The organism is Burkholderia sp. IMCC1007, from assembly GCF_027257875.1.
GTDB lineage: Bacteria > Pseudomonadota > Gammaproteobacteria > Burkholderiales > Burkholderiaceae > Burkholderia.
On the sequence record NZ_JAPVQY010000011.1, the window covers coordinates 69,613 to 88,064 of the forward strand.

An 18,452-nucleotide genomic window follows, 5' to 3' on the forward strand; every position below is an offset into this window, starting at 1 on the left:
CCGGGATCACGGGTCCTGCAGCAGGTCGAAATCCGGGGCGCCCAGCGTCGTCTGCTGTTCCTGCTGGTTGATCTGTCCCATCGCGGCCGCACGGGCGGCCGCGAGTTGCGCCGCATTGCCCTGGGCCTGCGCCTGGGCGGCGCGGTCCTGCATTTGCTGCGCGACCTGACGCTGCATAAGCGCATGCAGGTCGACCATCTCGCCCGCGAGCACATTCGACTGCTGGTTGAGCATCTGCAAACCCTGCACAGCGCCTCCGACGTTCGGAATCTGCGACTGGATTTCCTGCAGGTTCTGCGCGCGGGCGGCCAGCGTGTCGAGGTTCTGCATGTCCTGGGTCAACTGCTGCTGATAGATCCCGCCACGCGTCGACGCGAGCGAGGTATAGGCGGATAGCCACTGCGCGGGCGACATGCCGGTCGTGTTCATCTCGGCGAGGCTGCGTCCGAACAGCCCGTTCGTGGCGGTGGAGGCCTGTTGCAACTGCGTGATGGCGGTCGACAGCGACTGGAAGCTGGCGATCTGCGTGCGGTACGGCGCAATTGTCTGGTCGATCAGGGACGCAGGTACCTGTTTCAGGTTCTGGACCATCGTCACGTACTGCTGCAGGCGCGTGATCTGCGCCTGGACATTCTGTTCGACCATCTGCGCCTGCTGTGCGACGGACGAGGCGAGTTCAGCATGGTTCATCAATTGCGTGATCTCGGTCGCGCCGCCCGTCATCCCGCCTCCTGCCCACGCCGCGCTGGCGAGCAGTAGACCGGCCGCGAGCATCGCGCCGATGCGGACCACGAGGGCAACGGTGGGGTTACGCATCGTCGACCTCCGGTGCAGAATCCCGCATCGCATCGCCGCACGCCTGCGCGGCGGCTTCGTCGATGTAGCGTTCTTTCCAGTCGGGATGGCCCGAATGCAGATGCCGGTCGAACAGGATCTGGGCGCTCAGCTCGGAGCGCAGGATCGCAATCGAGACCGGATCGAGGGGGATGGAGATCCGGCGTGATGCGCCACCCTGTTCGGCGATGAAGTAATCGCGTTTGGCGACGAGCTTCTGGATCGTGCGGATCTGACCGTCCGACAGTCCAAAGTCGCGCTGGTACGCCGCCTTCGCCGACGGCGTGAAGTTCTCGACGGGCACGAACACGCGCACGAGAACGTTGTCGCGAATCTGCGGCCAGATCGGCGAGGACGATACCTGTTCGGGCGACTGGGCGTCCATCCACACGCAGCCGAGCTTCTTGCGCATCGTTACGATCCAGTTACCGATCTGCCGGGCAAAGCTTGCATCGTCGAGCAGGCTCCAGATCTCCGGCAGCATCACGAGCGTCGGGCCAATGATTCCCTGCGCGCGCCGCTGCTCGAGCGAATCCTGGATGCGATAGGTGACGTACGAAAGGAAGGGGCGCGCGATCACGGGGCTCGCGAGAATCCGGTCGGTCGCCATCGACACCCAGTGTGAGTCGTCGAAGCTGTCTTCGACGTTGTCGAAGTAGTGCGCCTGCACGGCGGGTCCGATCCACATGGCCAGTTCGTCGGAGAGTGGCCCCGCGGGCAGCGACGCATGAATTGTGCGCAGCCGCCAGAGCCGCCGATTGCTGCGGCTACGCGTGGCGGCGAGTGCCTTTTCGAGCTCGCGACGATCGGCAGCGCTCACGCGATACGTGCCGCGCTGCTGCACCAGCAGAATGATCCATTCGACGAGGAATTCGAGGTGCCGAGGATCGGCCAGCAGCACGAGCGGGTTCATCTGCGCACGCTCGTCGGCGTGAACGCCGCTTGCCTCGCTGATCTCGCTAATTTCGGTTATCTGGTTGTCGAAGTGCATGTAACGCCCACCCTGCAGGATGGTCGGAATGCGCATCGACAGGTCCTTGTCGAAGCCATACAGCCACGCGTTCGGATACTTGCGAAAGAGGGTTGCGCACAGCAGCATGAAGATCGTTTTGCCGAAGCCTGTGCGCCCGCACACGAGCATGTGACCCACGTCGCCCAGGAATCCCGTGAACCAGTACGGCGTGCCGAACTCGGTCGGGAAGGCCGCGAGTGCGGGGCAGCGTTTCCCGGTTTCCTTCGTCAGGTGCGCGTTGATACGGTGGCCGTCCGAAACACCGCGAAGCGGCAGCAGCCGCGCCAGTGCTTCGGTATCAATGAACGACCAGCGTGCGCATTCGCGCCACATGCCGGGAATGGTCGTGGCGAAAGCGGACAGAGCGTGCAGTGTTTCGCGCACCGGCGTGAAATGGGCCGCGCGCAGTGCTTCCTCGACCGCCTGGTGGGTTGCCACCGCCTGGGTCCACGCAGCTTCGGCGACGCGAGCGTCATCGAACGGACTGGTCCCGAATACCGGTGAGTACGACAGGACGGAGAGGTTGTAGTAGCCGTAGACTTCTTCGGCCATCTCGACCTTGCCCGCACGACGGTTGGCGTCGTCGGCCGCGGCCGAGCGTGCCTGGTTCTGGCGCGCCCCCGAGAGGTCTCCGCCGCGCAGGGTCGCGGCGAGCAGCGATCGGGTATCGAGCCGGCGTCCCTCGTGATAGCGTCGCACACCGTCGATGAAGCGCATCGCTGCCGACGGCGTGGTGAGCCGGAAGCAGTGGCTGATCGTCAATTCCCCGGGCACCTTGAGCAGGCCATCGAGACTGGTCGGCAGCACGCTGTCAGGCCAGAAGTCCCGGCGCGCCGGAATGCCCGCGGCGATCCCGAAGCGCTGCCGGCCGCCCGCATAGAAGTGCAGGTAATCGTGCCCGGGGCGGACCTCCGTGTCGCACATCGCGGCGTCGAGCGCCGGGATGTCGGGGACGGGAATGGCCTCAAGATGATCGGCGGGCGGCGCGGCGCACGCATGCATGAACGCGCCCAGCCGGTCACCGGACAGGCGCCGACAATTCAGACGTGGATTGCCGGCCACGAAGCCGAACAGCGTGGTCTCGAACGTCTCGACGATGGCGGCGAGTTCCGACGCGGTGTACGCGAACAGGTACTGATCGGAGGACGTGCCGCGCACGGCCTGCAGCAGCGACCGCGCGATGGAAAGCCCGTCGTGGGTCATCCCGTGCGTGACCTTGCCCGCGAACCGGTCAATGCCGATGTCGGGGGCGAGCGTGAAAGTCACGTAGTGACGGTTCGTATAGTTGGCTGCCTTCTCGAACGTATCGCGCCGTGCATCATCGATGCGCTGTGAGACGGGATCGGGCATCGGGACGCTGAGATACTGTGCACTGCGACGGCGGTGTACGGTCCACCATAGCGTGATGGGGCGGCGCGCCATGTCGCGCAGCGACGTGACGAGGTTGTCCATCAATTCCAGGATGTGGCTGCCCGAGAGTGCGTCGGCGTCTGGTCCAGCAAATTCGTACGTCGCCATCAGTGCCGAATCCTTGTTGACGACGAGAGAATTGCTGAACCGGAACAGCCACGGCACGAGTTCCGCGGTCGACCGGCGATCGCCATCGGTTCGCTGGGTGATGCGCGCGAGCGACTCGGCGTCGAACGGCGAGCGTGCGAAGGCGGGCATCAGCATGGCAGGCCTCGCGCGAAACCTTTCGGACGGGCGTTGACCTTCTGGCGCAGCAGCTGGCGCGGTTCATAGTAGTCGCCCTGGCGGCTGTATTTCGTGTAGCAGCGGATCTGGTCCGGGTCGCGCCGCACGGCGAGCCACAGGACCGGGTGCGTGACCAGCACCGCGAGCAGTACCCACGCGTTGCGCATACCCGCGGCGAACGTGATGACGATCGCCGCCTGCGCGATGCACCAGCGGCGGTCGATGCCGAGCAGCAGGAACTGTTCGAGCATCGTCTTGCGGATGCGGGCGGCGAGTGGATCGTCTGGTTCGCCGGGGACATCGCGATGATCGGAATGCCGTTCGTCCATCACAGAATTTTCCTGGATGTGCGCGTCAGAGCGTGCCGGTGCAGGCTGCGCCGTGGTTGAAGACCTGCGCCCAGAGCAGCGGCATGTTCAGGATCGCGAGTGTGCCGAGCACGCCGCGCAGCACATGCGTCTTGATGTTGCTGCGACCGTCGTCGAGGAGCCACAGGACAATCGAGCCAACCAGCGCTGAGAGCGACACGACTTCGAGCAGCTCGTTGTCGAGCACGTCCTGATAGACGGTGCACAAGCCCCCGTTCCAGATACCCGCGTGGGCCAGAATCGGGATCGAGCCGAGCCAGAGCGCTACGAGGACGCTTTGCATCGTCGGTGCATGCTGGCGGAGAAGGGCGCGCCATGTGCAGCGGACTTCCCCTGAATGGCGACCGATTTTTCGACAGATACGGGAGACGATGCGCCGTGCAACGGCAATGCGGAGACGGATGACTTCAGGCATGGGCCAGCTCCTGTGCAATGGCGTCCGCGGTGGCGTACCGGGAAAACAGGCACCGTGTGACGTAGCGGTCGTTCTCGACGCCGAGCACTTCACGGATCTCGACGGGGCCGCGCACTGCACCTTGCCGTTCGGCGTGTACGAAGAAACGGAAGGTCGAGGCGATCCGGTGGCGCAGATCGGTGATCGTCATCAAACGTCCTTCATCGCTCATGCGGATGAGAGATTCGAGCCGCGCGGGTGCCGTGTCGGCTGAGTCGGCATGAAACGAAACGATGGAGCCGGGGTGCCCCGTGTTGAGCGCTTCCATCAGGTCGAAGGCTTCGGCGCCGCGTACTTCGCCGACGATGATCCGGTCGGGGCGGATGCGCAGAGAGAAACGCACGAGCTCACGAATCGTGATGCCGAGACTGGTTTCGAGCGCCACGTGATTGGGGGCATGGATCTGCAGTTCCGCCGTATCCTCGATCGTGACGATGCGCTCGTCCGACGGCATGGCATCGATCATCGCGTTGAGCAGCGTAGTCTTGCCGGATGAGGTGCCGCCAGAGAAGGCGACGTTGATCCGCTCGCGCATCACCCACTGGAAGAACTCGCGCAGCGCTGCGCCGCCGTGAGAGATGCGCGCGAGCAGCGCCGCGTCCCGGCGACGGGTGAAAGTTGAGCGGGTGGCCGGCAGCACGTCAAAGGCGCCGTTGTGCTCATAGTCTGTGAGACCGGTGCGGCGACGCGCGTGCCTGCGGATCGACAGCATGTCGCCGTGCACAGCGACGGGATGGCGGGCGGCCGCGATGCGTAGGGCAGGCAGCCGCGCGTCGAGCAGCGGTGTCTGCGCCTTTGCATTGACATTGGCGAGGATCGTGATCGCGCGGTCGAGCGCGTCCGGGTCCAGGTGGCATCCAGCGACGAACGAGATCACGCCGTTGCGCTCGACGAACATCGCGTCGGCGCGGTTGACCATGATCTCCTGTACGTCGGGATCGGCGAGCATGGATTGCAGCGGGCCGAGGTAGTCGTTGAGCACCTCGATCGCGTACTCGTCGGTAAGCCGGCTCATTGCCCGTTCCCCCATCCGATGGGTTCGAAAAGCCGGGCAATGAAGTCCGGTCTCGCTGGTCGGGCATACACGACTTCTGGTTGTTCGGTCACGGTCGTTGGGGACACGTGCAATTCGCGGTACACGCGCCGCGCATAGGCGATGCGTTTTTCGTGGGCGCCTGCGTTGTACGCGCCGATGGCGCCCCACGTGAGTCCGAGACGACGGATGTTTTGCGACAGGATCCACGCGCCGACGTAGGCATTGGTGCAGCGGTCGTAGAGGCCCGCGCGCGAGACGCCGAAACGCGAAAGTGCCGTGAGCCAACGGCTGTTGATCTGCATCAGTCCGATGTCGGTGGTGCCGTCACGATTCAGATGAACGACGCCGGCGCGCTGGCCAGACTCCACGGTGGCAATCGCGCGGACCAGCCGGACATTGACGTGATGAAACCGTGCGGCATCGTCGAGGCAGTCGGCGCGGGCTGTGTGCGTCACCACAACGAGCGATGCACATAGAGGCATCTTCCAGACACGCTTCACATCGACCTCAATCGGTTGGGGGTGCCATCAGAAAAAGAACCTGCCGGGAGCCGGGAGCAACCCGGCAGGTCAACAGCGCGCGTCAGTCCAGGGGGGAGGACTGACGGCTTCACTGTAGGTAGCGCAGATGTGCAGATGGCTGGAATGCCTGCACGGCAACGATGGCGCACGTGCGGTCATCCGTGACTGGGTGTGACCACGCGGGTCAGCAGGACTCGGAGTACGGGGGCTGTCCAGCGCGGGACAAAGCCGTCGGACGAAGGCCGGAAACGCAAGGGGAGCAAAGGGCGTCGTAAAGGGAAGGGCCCAATCCAAAGGCCGCGGGTGATGCTGGGATGAGTCGCATCACCCGCTCAAAGGCGCAAACGCCGAAGGGCAGAAAAGGGCTGTGCAGCAACGACGAAAAACGCCGCGGCCCTTGCCGCAGAAGACCCAGAAAGGAGCACGGACTGCGCCCGGACGGCAACCTCCGCCCGGCAGCGTGACTGCGCGGCACAGCAATTCGTCGTGCAGCTATTTGCGGCGGAGCCAGCAGGGCAATGCGTACGGTTGAACCATGGCGACCCTTGGAGTCGCCTGCGTCATTGCCAAGACGAATTCCCGGTCTGCCCGAATTCCCCTATGACTTTCGCCAATGCGCTCACCTGGTTGAGGTTGCCACGATCGTCGACGGCGCACCCGATACCGACGGTGCCGCCGGCTGCGCCGCCTGACAGACCCAGACTGCCGCCTTCCCCGCAGTACCTGCCCGTACTGGGACATCGTGAGCTCATTCAAAGAACGGGCGTTGATGGGATGGTCCTGCGGATCGACAGCAGTCTGGGTCTGTCGCCCGAGAGCGAGCAACGCGACCTTGAACCATTGCTGCAGCGGCTCACGGAATTCGTGCAGCTTTTGCCCGCATCCGAGTCGCATCATCACGCCCAACCGGGTGGCCTGCTGATCCATCTGCTTGAAGTGGCGCGCTATGCGCTGCATGTGCGCGAAGGATACCGGTTGCCGCTCGGGGCGAGCCCCGAAGACCAGATGCGGCATGGCGCGCGGTGCAGTTACGCGGTGCTGGTCGCTGCGCTGCTGCACGATATTGGCAAGCCGCTCGCGGATCTGAAGGTCGAACTGGCGACGGGCCACGAGTTGCGGCCGTGGGTGCCGATGGCCGGCAGCATGAACGAGCAGGGGGGCGAATGGTATCGGGTGGATTTCCCGGCGCCTGGCGAACGTGATTACGGCGCGCATTCGCGTCTCGCCATCGTGCTGCTGCAGCGCCTCGTGCCATCAGTCTCGCTGAGCTGGCTGGCACAGTATCCGCCGGTGCTGCAGGAACTGGCGGCATACCTGTCCGGCGACGGCAATGGGAAAGGCGGTGCGAAAGACGGCGCGCTGGCGAAGATCGTGGGCGACGCGGATCGCCGCTCGGTCTCGGAAAACCTGCTGGCGGGCCCGCGTACGCGGTTTTCGACCGCGCGTGCAGTCCCGCTGATCGAGCGTCTGATGGAAGGGCTGCGGCGGCTGCTGGCCGAAAGCGGTATGCCACTGAACCGTGCCGGCGCGACGGCCTATTGCGACGGCGAATCGCTCTGGTGCGTGGCCAAAACCCTGGCCGAGGCCGTGCGCCATCACCTTGCGTCGAACGAGGAACAACAGACCGGCGCGGCAGGCATCCCGACGGACAACAACCGGCTCTTCGATACGTGGCAGGAATACGGCGCGCTGGTGAGCACGCCAGAAGGCGGCGCGATCTGGACGATCGCGGTCGCGATCGGTACCTGGAAGCAGACCTTCACCGTCCTGCGCTTTCCGCTCGCCCGGCTCTACGCCGATCCCGCTCGCTATCCACGTGCGCTCGCTGCCGGCGCGATCCAGATTGTCGAGTCTGGGCTTGAGCCGAAGCCGACGGCTGAATCAGCCGACAACGCTGATGGCGGTGTAACGCCCCCTCCTGCAGAGTCTGCTCCGCAAGCGTCGTCGCCAGTCTCGGACGCGGTGACGGCGGCGGTCGGGCAAAGCGCTGACGCGCCAGATTCCGTGGCGTCAACATCGCGCGACGACCGGGATGTGCTCGATCGGCGCCGTGCAGATGATGACTCGGTCGAGTCGCAACAAATGGCCGCTCTGGAAGCCGAGGCTCCGTTCATCAACGAGGGGGAGCCTGCATATTTGCCGGATACCGAGAGCGCCGCGGCGCGGGATGGCGAAGTGGTCGCCGGTCACGGCAAGCCCAGGGATGATGCGCCCGTAGCGGATCAGGTGAGTGCGCCGGTGCGTCCGCGCGAGAAGGCGCGGGTTCCATCGCGATCCATTGCCGCCCGGGCGGGTGCCCGTCAGCCACGGCCCAATGCAGAACGGTTCATGGCCTGGGTGCAGGAGGGAGTGGCCAATGGCGGCTTGCCGTATAACGAATCGATGGCCCGCGTGCATTTCGTGCCGGAGGGCATGCTACTGGTGACGCCCGCAATCTTCCGGGATTTCGCGCAGGCTCATCCCGACGCGATCGAACAGACGCCGGCTGAAGATGGCAGCACGCCCGAGCCGTGGAAGCAGGTGCAGCGCGATTTCCAGAAGTCCGGCTATCCGGTGACAGCCGATGCTGGCCGCGCCGGGCGCTCGTATCTGATCCACTACAACATCAAGGGCGCCGGTGGCCGTCAATTGTCCGTGATGCTCGTGCCCGAGCCGGAGCGGTTCTTCAATCCCGTGCCGCCGCCCAACGCAATGATCCAGTCGAAGCAGAAGGCGGTCGTGGCGGAAGACGCGGCCCCGGTGCAGGACTGAACCGCGAAGGCGGACGGCGGCGATGGCGTATCCGGTCGAGAACCTCTTTCGCAAACCGGTCGAGTTGCTCTCATCCGTTGCGGCGCTCGCCGCGACCGGCGTCCTCTGGTCCCACCCGGCGCTCTTCCTCATCACGCCCGCTACGGGCGGTGTCACGACGCTTGCCCTGCTGTCGCTCGCCTGGGCTCGCGGACGACAGGCATGGCGGCTGATCCGCTTCCAGCGCAACCTGCGGCGTCTGCCGCAATATGTCGTTGCCGCGGCTGACATTCCGTGCTCCGCGAAGGAGGTGTTTCTCGGACGCGGCTTTCGCTGGGGTGTCATTCACACGCAGCGCCTGTATCAGGCCCGTTTTCCCGAAAACCGCCGGCTGCTGGCCCGCAATGACCTGTACGACCGGGCGCGGGATCATGAGCGGCAGCATCCAGGGAGCAGGATCGCGCGCATCACGCGGCGCGAGGCATGGTGGAATCCTGTCGCGCCGTTGCCGCCGGTCGGAGGCGATCCTGCGCTGCATGGCGTCGAGCCGGATGAGCGCGATATCTGGTTCGACATCAGCGAGCGCGTGGGGCACATGGCAGTGCTAGGCACGACGCGCGTGGGCAAGACCAGGCTGTGCGAGGTGCTGGTTGCCCAGGACATCCGTCGCGGTGACATCGTTATCGTGTTCGATCCGAAGGGCGACGTTGACCTGCTGCTGCGCATGTACGCCGAGGCGAAACGCTGCGGACGGGAAGGCGAGTTCACGTTCTTCCACCTGGGCTACCCGGACAAATCGGCGCGCTACAGCCCGATCGGCACCTACTCGCGGATTACGGAGGTCGCCACGCGCATCGCCGGCAATCTGCCGAAGGAGGGACAGTCAGCCGCGTTCCGCGACTTCGTCTGGCGCTTCGTGAACGTGATGGCGCGGGCGATGAGTGCGCTCGGCATCCGCCCGACCTACGAGATGATCTACCAGAACGCCGTGAATATCGACGGACTCGCGTTGCGGTATTTCCGTTTCTGGCTCGATCGCGATCACGCCGGCTGGGAGGAGGGTCTGGAGCCGCTCGACAAGGAAGAGGCGAAGCAGGCGATGCGCCTTCAGCGTAACCAGGAAGTGCTGCAGGTGGCCAACCTGATTCGGCAGCAGGGCTGGACCGATCCGATCGCCAACGGCCTACTGTCGGTCATCAGCAACGAGCGCTCGTATTTCGACAAGCTCGTCTCGTCGCTCTATCCGCTCCTGGAAAAGCTCACCACTGGCAGGACATCCGAGCTACTGTCGCCCGACTATGACGACCCGCATGATCCGCGTCCCGTGTTCGACTGGAACCGGGTGATGGACCGTGGCGGCATCGTGTACGTTGGACTCGATGCGCTATCGGACTTCGAGGTCGCGGGCGTCGTCGGCAACGCGATGTTTGCCGATCTGACGTCGACTGCGGGTCGCATTTACAAGTACGGGCACGGCTATGGACAGAGCACGGCGGGCGGCCGTCGGCGCGTGTCGATTCACGCGGACGAGTTCAATGAGCTGGTCGGCGACGAGTTCGTGCCGATGGTCAACAAGGCGGGCGGTGCGGGCTATCAGATCACTGCGTACACGCAGACGAGCGCCGACTTGGAGGCAAAGATCGGCTCGCGCGCGAAGGCCGAGCAGATCTTCGGCAACTTCAACACGCTGGTGATGCTGCGCGTGAAGTACGTGACGACCGCGAAGATTCTGACGGACCAGCTTCCGATGGTCGACGTGAAATCGCTGACGCTCGCGTCGTCGGCGACGGACGCGGTGCGCCGCGGTGAGGGCGTGCATTTCACGGCGCAGACGCATGACCAGATCGCCGTGCGACAGGTGCCGATGCTGCTGGCGTCCGACCTGACACAGTTGCCCAAGGGCCAGGCGTTCGCACTCGTTGAGGGCGGCCAGCTTGTGAAGGTCCGGCTGCCGCTGCTTGACGCCCATGATCCGGTCATGCTGCCCGGGCTCGACGACGTGGTGGCGGACATGCGCTCACGCTATACGTCCTATGTTCAGGCGGTGTCGGCTTTCGATGAGTCAGGCGGTGTGGCGCCCGATGCGATCGGGGGCGCGGTTGGCAGTTTTATGCCGATGGGCGCGAAGGTCGGCGCTCCGCAATCCACCACCGAACCATGGGCCGTCGAAGGCAAAGGCGCAGGATTCTGATGCGACGGGAGCGAACATGGCGGCGAAGACGCGTGATGGAAACGCCGATGGCGTGAAGTCGTTTTTCTGGGTCGTCGATCTGGCGATCCATGTTGCACTCTGGCTGCTGCTTGCTAGCATTCTCGCAGTGCTGGCGGATCTGGTGGCCGCACATTTCCTGTGGCGTGATGATCCGGTAGGCGGGATACAGGAGATCCTGCGCTACTACCTGAACGAGACGGCCGATCCCGGCTTGGCCGGGCGGGCAGCGGACTTTGCCTACTGGAGCTGGTTCGGCTGGACCGGCATCGATGCGTCGACGCGGGCATGGGAGGCAGGCGTTCTGCCGTCACAGGGTCTCGGCTCATACCTGCGGCCGGCGTTTTCGGGGGCGACGCGCGAGGCGCTCGTGGTTGCGATGTACGGTGTCAAGCTCTTCGGCGTTCGCATGGCGATGCTTGCGATGGCGGTCCCGCAGTTCGTCCTCGCAATTGACGTCGCGCTGGTTGACGGGCTGGTCGCGCGAGATGTGAGGCGCGCGCAGGGTGGGCATGAATCCGCGACCCGCTATCACCACGCAAAACATCTGCTGATGTTCGGCGTCATCCCGTTGACGGCAATCGTCTGGCTGGTCGCACCGGTAGAGCTCCCGGTCTGGCTGCTTTTCTGGCCGGTGTCGATGCTGATGGTGATCGCGGTATGGAACATGGCGAAGTACTTCAAGAAGTACACGTAGATCGCAAATAGTCGCCCTATACTTCGGCCATGAAAAAAGAGAACAGACAGGCCATTCAGCGACGTGTAGTGGTTCGACGCTCGCCCGTGCATGGGCGTGGCGTGTTCGCTTTACGGGCACTTGAAGCGGGCGAACGGGTTTTTGAATACAAGGGTGAGCGCATCGCGTGGACGGCGGCCATCAGGCGGCATGGAAGTAATGGCACAGCTGGCCACACATATTTCTTCGGCCTCTCCGACGGACGCGTGATCGACGGCGGGCGTGGTGGAAACAGCGCACGCTGGCTCAATCATGCATGCATGGCCAATTGCGAGGCGGTCGAGATCGAAGACCGTGTATTTATTCACGCGTCGGCCGCGATTGCACCCGGTGAGGAACTCTTTCTGGATTACCAGTTGGCCGTCGACGATCCGACGGACGAAGAGGCGAGGTTGAGCTATGTCTGCCGGTGTGGCGCGGCCGGATGCCGTGGCACGATGCTGGCTGCGGCCGCGTCGTGATGTGGCAGACGGAGAGTCAGCGGCCGGAGCGTAGCGCTGGCGACGACCGCTCTCGCGCCGCAGCGCGATTCGCGAGCCAGCCTTCCAGTTCCGATTCGCGCCAGCCGGTTGCACGTTCCCCGATGCGGATGGGGCGCGGAAATTCTCCGCGGCTGATCATTGCATAGATCGTGGCTCGACAGAGGCCGATCTTTTTCACGACATCCTTCATGCGCATTACCTGATCCATTCCGCATATCCTCCTGCTTCTTGATCGGCTTTGATTATCCCCTCGTCGTTCCAGCCTTCAATAGACTGACGTCCGGCAGATAGTGAGGTGCCGTGAGGCAGCGTGTGGATTCGCTGTCGAAGCTTCGACGGAAGTGACTATCACCGTTACTCTTGGTTACAATAATGCTGCCTCGGAGCGCGCATGGAACTGCGCCTGTTGACTGACTTTGAAGTCGCAGTCCTCGGCCAACCGTGGTGGGGCCAACACTTTACCAACGGTACTTAACGAAGCGTGGAGCCGTTGAATCGGAGAACAGGAAGCTGCATCGACACGGAAAACACATAGCGCCCAAGCGCTAGGCTAAGTGTTTTCAATGCGGTCCGGCGACTTCGAAGTCGATTAAGGATCAGTCCTCTGCTTGACGGGGACTACGGGGAACAGCATGCACATCAAGCTCGTCGAGATCGGCAACTTCCGCAAGCTGCAGAAGGTCAGGGTCGACCTCGCGGAGAAGACAACCGTCTTCGTCGGCGCCAACAATAGCGGCAAGACATCCGCGATGGTCGCGCTTCGCCATTTCCTCGTGGGACGCATAGATTTCTCGATCAACGATTTCACGCTGTCAAATTGGGCCACGCTCGACGTACTCGGGCAACAATGGGAGGCTCTGAATGTCGAAGAGGCGGAACAGCCATTCGACTGGAATGCGGTACTCCCGCACCTTGACGTTTGGCTCGATGTCCCGGAGGGGGAGCTTCACTACGTTCAAAAGATCCTCCCGACGCTAGACTGGGACGGCGCGCTCATCGGCGTTCGTCTGCGCTACGAACCCAAGGATGAACAGGCCTTCAAGACCGCATATCTGACAGCGAAACTCGCCGCGGCGGCGGTAATGAGCGCCGACGCGGCGGAGGCAGCGCCGTCGGCAGCAGCTTCTCAAGGAGCGGATGGCTTCGCTCTCTGGCCCCGGTCGCTGATGGACTTCCTGTCCGTCAAGCTTCGTTCATTGTTCGAAGTGCGGGCGTACCTGCTTGACCCGGCCAAGCTTGTTGTCCCGAAAGATGGCATCGCTGCGCCGCAGGCTCTTCCCGCCGATAGCGAGCCTGTGGCAGGGGACCCTCTCAAGAAGATTATCCGTATCGATGAGATTAGCGCGCAGCGCGGGTTTGGATTTGCGCCGGCAACGACACGGGGTGAGGACGAACACGAGGAAGGCGGTGCACGCGGCGGCAAGAAGCTATCCAGTCAACTTCGTCACTACTATACCCAGCACCTGGACCCTTTCGATCAACCCGAGCCGAAGGATCTGGAGGCCTTGCAAGCTCTTCACGGAGCGCAGGCGGCCTTTGGCAAGCGCCTGGCAGTGTGCTTTGCCGATGCACTCCAGGAACTGGAGGAGATCGGCTATCCAGGCGTGACTGACCCGAAGCTCACGATCACCACTAACATCAAGCCCGTCGACGGTTTAAATCACGCATCGGCGGTTCAGTACGTCGTGCCCATGCGTCAAAGTGCGGGTCCCGGTCAGCTTCATCAGCTTCCGGAGGATTCGAACGGCCTCGGCTACCAGAACCTCGTCTCGATCATCTTCGCGCTGATGAGTTTTCGTGACAAATGGATGCGTGTCGGCAAAGCCGCGAAAGTGACCGGGGATGGTGATGAGTTGATCCCGCCGCTTCATCTCGTCCTCATCGAAGAACCGGAGGCGCATCTGCACGCGCAGGTTCAGCAGGTCTTCATCAGGCAAGCCTATGAGGTCCTGCGCAAACACGACAAGCTCAAGGCATCAAAGGATCTGTCTACTCAACTGGTAGTCAGCACGCATTCCAGCCATCTTGCCCACGAGGCCGAGTTCGCGTCGCTACGGTACTTCAGACGGCTCCCGGTGAAAGCCGAGGACGGCTCCGTGCCGGTCTCGTGCGTTGTGAACCTGTCCGAGACGTTCGGCACCGGAGATGAGACTGCCCGATTCGTCCAGCGATACCTGAAGGCGACGCACTGCGACCTCTTTTTCGCCGACGGTGCGGTCCTGGTCGAGGGACCGGCCGAGCGCATTCTCGTTCCGCACTTCGTTCGTTCCCGGAACGACTATGAATTCCTGCGCCGCTGTTACGTGACATGGCTGGAGATCGGCGGCAGCCATGCCCATCGGTTGAAGTCTCTGATAGAGCATCTCGGCCTGAACACGCTGATTATCACCGACATTGACGCCAAGAATCCGGCGGGCAGTTCGGTTCCGCCTGCCCGTGGCGCCAGTCTTAAAGCGCGCAACGAGACGCTGAAAAGCTGGGTCCCAAAGAGCGAGTCGCTGGATACCTTGCTCGACACCAAAGAGGCGGATCTGGCTCTTTCAGACAGCGGTGGCTACGGCGTCCGCGTCGCCTATCAGCAGCCCATAAGGGCTAAGTTCAAGACACCGGATCCGGTGGAGTTGCTCGCAAACACCTTTGAGGACGCGCTGGTCTACGAAAACCTCGAGACATTCAAGACGATGAATGGCACTGGGTTGATGGGGCGCCTGCGGAAGTCGATCGATGATGCGGTCGATGCAGCCGACCTCGCCGGCAAAGTCGCAGTTGACCTCGGAAAAGGCGGCAAAGCTGAATTCGCGATGGAGCTTCTCTACAGCAAAGAGATCGACACCATGACCGTTCCTGCATATATCAGCAAAGGACTGCTATGGCTCGCCACGCAGTTAAAGCGAAAGGAAGATGACGTCCTCGGCAAGGGGTCATCTGCCGTCTTGACGCCCGTAGAGCCCACGCCTAAAGGACCGGTAACCGACGCGGTGGCGGCATGACCACCGCGGCCCAAACTGCAGAGCCAAACGATGCGCATGTCGACGTTGAGATTGCGGCCTGCCTCGACCTCGATACACCGAAGAGTTTTTTCCTGTTTGCTGGTGCAGGGTCCGGCAAAACCCGGTCGCTTGTCACGGCGCTTCAGCACGTTCAGAAGACGATGGCAGACAGGCTCCGAGTCAAGGGTCAGCGGGTCGCCGTCATAACCTTCACCAATGCCGCAAGCGACGAGATCAAGAGGCGACTCCTGTTTGACCCCTTGATTGACGTCCGAACGATTCATAGTTTCGCCTGGTCTCTCATCGAGGGATTGAACCACGATATCCGCAAGTGGTTGCAGGTCGATCTCGCAGAGGACATCGCGCAGCTTAAAGCTGATGAAGCCAAGGGGCGTAAGGGGACCAAAGCTTCCGCAAGCCGCCTCAGTAGGATTGAATCGAAGACGCGGCGGCTGCAGAACCTGCCCCACATCAAGTCGTTTGTATATAGCCCGACAGGAGACAACCGCGGGCGCGACGCGCTCAATCACGCAGAGGTGCTGAAGCTAACGGCCCATTTCCTGAGCACGAAACCGGCCATGCAGAGCATCCTTGCTGGCCGCTATCCGATCCTGCTTATCGACGAAAGCCAGGACACCAATCGCCTTCTCATCGATGCGCTCTTTGCGGTTCAATCCAAGCTGAAAGAGCGATTCCTGCTCGGCCTGATCGGCGACATGATGCAACGCATCTATTCGGACGGGAAGGAGGGACTCGGGCAGGGCCTGCCTGACGACTGGTCAGAGCCGGCGAAAGCCTTGAACTACCGGTGCCCCAAGCGCGTCGTGACCTTGATTAACAAGGTCCGCAGCGACGGGCAGCAACAGGTCACACCGCCATCTACGCCCGCCGGCCATGTCAGGCTTTTTGTTCTTCCCAGTAGCACGGAAGACAAGCCCGCAGCAGAACGCGCCATTGCCAAGCACATGGCCGCCATCACCGGTGACGAACAATGGAATCAGCCGACGGCTGTGAAGACTCTCACCCTTGAGCATCGTATGGCCGCATCGCGTCTCGGGTTCCTCGACGCGTTTTCCGCGCTCTACGACTACGAAAGCTGGCGGACCAGCTTTCTTGATGGCACGCTGCCGGTCTTCCGGTTCTTCTCGGAACAAGTCCTTCCCCTCATCCGTGCCAAGCGCGCAGATGACCAGTTCACCATCGCCCGCATTGTCAAAGCCGACTCGCCGCTCCTGAGCCCCGCGTCCCTGCGGCAGTCGAAAGACAATAAGGCTCTGCTTCAAGGCGTCAGCAAGGCAGTCGATGGTCTGCTGAAACTCTGGAGTGGCACTGAGGAACCATCATTGCTCGCCGTCTTGCAGCACGTCGCGAAGACCAATCTGTTTGAGATCCCTGATGCTCTTCGGGCGCATGCGTCTGGGGCGATTGAACGGGCTGCGGCTGACTCATCAGACGAGGATGAACGAGAGGACCATCAAACGGAACGGGACATCGCAATCCAATCGTTTTTGAGGGCCCCATTTTCTCAAATCGAACCGATGACCGAATATCTTTCGGGTAGGGCTCACTTCGATACCCATCAAGGCGTGAAGGGTCTGGAATTCGATCGCGTTATGGTCATCATGGACGACTCTGAAGCGCGAGGCTTCATGTTCAAGTACGACGATCTGTTCGGCGGGAAGCCTTCAGGGGATAGAACGGTAGAAGCAACCAAGCGCCTGTTCTATGTGACGGCAAGCCGTGCAAAGGAAAGCCTTGCGCTGGTTGCGTATTCGACGGCCGCCGAACGTGTCAAGTCCTTTGTTTTGACGGAAGGCTGGTTTACTCCCGCAGAGATCGTCTGCGAACTTGTTGAGCATCTGGGCTCTATTTGAACCGGTCGGCACAAAGGGAAAACAATGAACTACCAGAATTTCCTCTGCATCAACCAAAAGCACAAGCCCATCCCGTACGGGGGGGACGGGGTGTTGCGCGAAGACGGGGAAGCAAACTATGGGTTCGTTTGTCTCAAAGGCGCTCTGGAATTGGTCGATGTTGTACCCGAGCTTGTCCGTGACGCAGCACTGCGGCAACTCGCTATTGCTACCAACAGCCAGACTACAAATCTTCTGTCGGTCGGCTGCTTAAGTTCTTCGGTGAGCGAAGGAGGAAGGCATCGATATACAGGTTACTTCGAATTTGCCTTTAACTCGCGAAGCGCGATCGCCGACGCCCAAAACTACTTCCCTATGTTTTTCCACTTCGACCGCATGCTCGCCACGATTGCGGACCTGCGCGCAGTAACCTATCACTGGGAGTTGCAACCGTGCACTTTCATCGAACGAAAGAATGCGACGGGGTTCTCCTGCGGCGTCACCGTGAACACGCACTGGGTCTCGAGCGTGGACGCTGCGAGTAAGGACTGGGAGCAGGCGCTCGGGCACCTGACTCACTTTCTCCAGCAAGTTGGACCTCCTTCGACCGACCCCATCTACTGACGTAAATTTCAGCCGCCAATACCAGAGGTAGTGCAGCAACCTAATAGGCGGAAAATGCATTCAGGAGAACAATGTTTGAGATAGCGACCATCAGCCAACTAATGATCCTAGCAGGGAAATAATATGGGTTCTCTTTCGGACTACCTGGACAATCTCGAGCCGCTACTCGCTTCCGCAAGTCGCCAGTTTGCTTTTGATGGGGCAGCGAACGAGGTTGCAGTAATCGTGGCAGCGACCCCAAAAATTGAGGAAACGTCCTATGACAACTGGAACGGCGGAACATACGGCTACACCCTGACATTAGAGGTGCCTGCTCACGTGTACGCGCAGGTGAAGCCATCGCTCACTCAATTGGAAAAAGCGATCGCTTTGAAGATCGATGAGTTTCTGCGCGGTTCGAGTAATCAGGTCCTCAACGGCGTGGTGATTGCCCCGGAAGTTGTCGGCGACGACCGATGGCGCGACAAAGCGCGGGCGTGGTTGGCGGGCGATGGCGTGACGAATCAGGGGCGAGTCCGCTCGGACAACATTGCTCCGCATCGACTTGATGGTTTGCTGTTCAGGTCCAAGCCCGAGATGCTGCTGTACGGAGCACTGAAGGCGTTAGGTATTCCCTTTGCACCGTTGCCCGTCTTCCTGCGGGGTGGAAAGCAGTATCGGCGCATTGAACCGGATTTTGTCGTCGTGAAGCAGGGGATCGTTGTTCAAGTCGAGGTAGACGGCGACACTGTCCATACTGAATCGCCGGCCGACGCACATTCGCGGTCCGCCATGCTCGCTCACGAAGGTGTATACGTGGAGCGCGTAAAGGCATCGGAATGTGACACGCCGGAGCGCGCTGAGCTTTGTGCCCAGAAGATCTTGGCCGCGATCGATCGTTACAAGGCAAGTCGGTAGGAAAGCGAACA

The 18,452-nt window shown here is 62.1% G+C and carries 15 protein-coding genes; 8 read left to right on the top strand and 7 right to left on the bottom strand.

From position 1 onward, the window contains the following. Nucleotides 1–6 precede the first annotated feature (6 nt). The 6 genes from O1Q03_RS13245 to O1Q03_RS13270 all read right to left on the bottom strand — a co-directional run bounded on the left by O1Q03_RS13245 (nucleotide 7) and on the right by O1Q03_RS13270 (nucleotide 5,899). Nucleotides 7–816 carry a conjugal transfer protein TrbJ gene (locus O1Q03_RS13245; protein ID WP_269503971.1) on the bottom strand — a complete coding sequence of 270 codons (810 nt, stop codon included), beginning with the start codon at nucleotides 814–816 and terminating at the stop codon, nucleotides 7–9. Then, complete coding sequence (locus O1Q03_RS13250) at nucleotides 809–3,520, bottom strand: VirB4 family type IV secretion system protein (RefSeq protein ID WP_269503972.1); 2,712 nt, start codon at nucleotides 3,518–3,520, stop codon at nucleotides 809–811. The genes O1Q03_RS13245 and O1Q03_RS13250 overlap by 8 nt, the downstream gene beginning before the upstream one ends. Further along, entirely contained in the window at nucleotides 3,514–3,870 is a 357-nt protein-coding gene (locus tag O1Q03_RS13255) for a VirB3 family type IV secretion system protein (protein WP_269503973.1), read from the bottom strand. The genes O1Q03_RS13250 and O1Q03_RS13255 overlap by 7 nt, the downstream gene beginning before the upstream one ends. Nucleotides 3,871–3,895: 25 nt before the next feature. Then, on the bottom strand, nucleotides 3,896–4,192 hold the full coding sequence (locus O1Q03_RS13260; protein WP_269504076.1) for a hypothetical protein: 297 nt from the start codon (nucleotides 4,190–4,192) through the stop codon (nucleotides 3,896–3,898). Between the two features lie 124 nt (nucleotides 4,193–4,316). Continuing rightward, complete coding sequence (locus tag O1Q03_RS13265; RefSeq protein WP_269503974.1) at nucleotides 4,317–5,378, bottom strand: CpaF family protein; 1,062 nt, start codon at nucleotides 5,376–5,378, stop codon at nucleotides 4,317–4,319. Continuing rightward, nucleotides 5,375–5,899, bottom strand: a complete 525-nt coding sequence (locus O1Q03_RS13270) for a lytic transglycosylase domain-containing protein (protein WP_269503976.1) — start codon at nucleotides 5,897–5,899, stop codon at nucleotides 5,375–5,377. The genes O1Q03_RS13265 and O1Q03_RS13270 overlap by 4 nt, the downstream gene beginning before the upstream one ends. A gap of 621 nt (nucleotides 5,900–6,520) precedes the next feature. Between O1Q03_RS13270 and mobH the strand changes: the two genes are divergently transcribed. The 4 genes from mobH to O1Q03_RS13290 are packed head-to-tail and all read left to right on the top strand — an operon-like array spanning nucleotide 6,521 to nucleotide 12,056. Beyond that, a complete protein-coding gene (mobH, locus tag O1Q03_RS13275; RefSeq protein ID WP_269503978.1) occupies nucleotides 6,521–8,671 on the top strand; it encodes a MobH family relaxase in 2,151 nt (716 codons plus the stop codon). A 22-nt stretch (nucleotides 8,672–8,693) separates the two neighbouring features. Beyond that, nucleotides 8,694–10,841, top strand: a complete 2,148-nt coding sequence (gene traD / locus O1Q03_RS13280; protein WP_269503979.1) for a type IV conjugative transfer system coupling protein TraD — start codon at nucleotides 8,694–8,696, stop codon at nucleotides 10,839–10,841. A 16-nt stretch (nucleotides 10,842–10,857) separates the two neighbouring features. Further along, complete coding sequence (locus O1Q03_RS13285) at nucleotides 10,858–11,556, top strand: DUF4400 domain-containing protein (protein WP_269503980.1); 699 nt, start codon at nucleotides 10,858–10,860, stop codon at nucleotides 11,554–11,556. Between the two features lie 29 nt (nucleotides 11,557–11,585). Next, the gene (locus O1Q03_RS13290) at nucleotides 11,586–12,056 is read left to right on the top strand and encodes an SET domain-containing protein (RefSeq protein ID WP_269503981.1); all 471 of its coding nucleotides are present in this window, start codon (nucleotides 11,586–11,588) and stop codon (nucleotides 12,054–12,056) included. A gap of 16 nt (nucleotides 12,057–12,072) precedes the next feature. Here the strand turns inward: O1Q03_RS13290 and O1Q03_RS13295 are convergent, their stop codons facing one another. Then, nucleotides 12,073–12,285 (bottom strand): helix-turn-helix transcriptional regulator, encoded by a 213-nt coding sequence (locus tag O1Q03_RS13295; protein ID WP_269503983.1) that lies wholly within the window; start codon nucleotides 12,283–12,285, stop codon nucleotides 12,073–12,075. A gap of 424 nt (nucleotides 12,286–12,709) precedes the next feature. Between O1Q03_RS13295 and O1Q03_RS13300 the strand changes: the two genes are divergently transcribed. The 4 genes from O1Q03_RS13300 to O1Q03_RS13315 all read left to right on the top strand — a co-directional run bounded on the left by O1Q03_RS13300 (nucleotide 12,710) and on the right by O1Q03_RS13315 (nucleotide 18,441). Beyond that, nucleotides 12,710–15,067, top strand: a complete 2,358-nt coding sequence (locus O1Q03_RS13300; RefSeq protein WP_269503984.1) for an AAA family ATPase — start codon at nucleotides 12,710–12,712, stop codon at nucleotides 15,065–15,067. After that, nucleotides 15,064–16,941 carry a UvrD-helicase domain-containing protein gene (locus O1Q03_RS13305; protein WP_269503986.1) on the top strand — a complete coding sequence of 626 codons (1,878 nt, stop codon included), beginning with the start codon at nucleotides 15,064–15,066 and terminating at the stop codon, nucleotides 16,939–16,941. The genes O1Q03_RS13300 and O1Q03_RS13305 overlap by 4 nt, the downstream gene beginning before the upstream one ends. Nucleotides 16,942–16,965: 24 nt before the next feature. After that, the gene (locus O1Q03_RS13310; RefSeq protein WP_269503987.1) at nucleotides 16,966–17,544 is read left to right on the top strand and encodes a hypothetical protein; all 579 of its coding nucleotides are present in this window, start codon (nucleotides 16,966–16,968) and stop codon (nucleotides 17,542–17,544) included. A gap of 123 nt (nucleotides 17,545–17,667) precedes the next feature. Continuing rightward, the gene (locus O1Q03_RS13315; RefSeq protein WP_269503988.1) at nucleotides 17,668–18,441 is read left to right on the top strand and encodes a hypothetical protein; all 774 of its coding nucleotides are present in this window, start codon (nucleotides 17,668–17,670) and stop codon (nucleotides 18,439–18,441) included. Nucleotides 18,442–18,452: the final 11 nt, after the last annotated feature.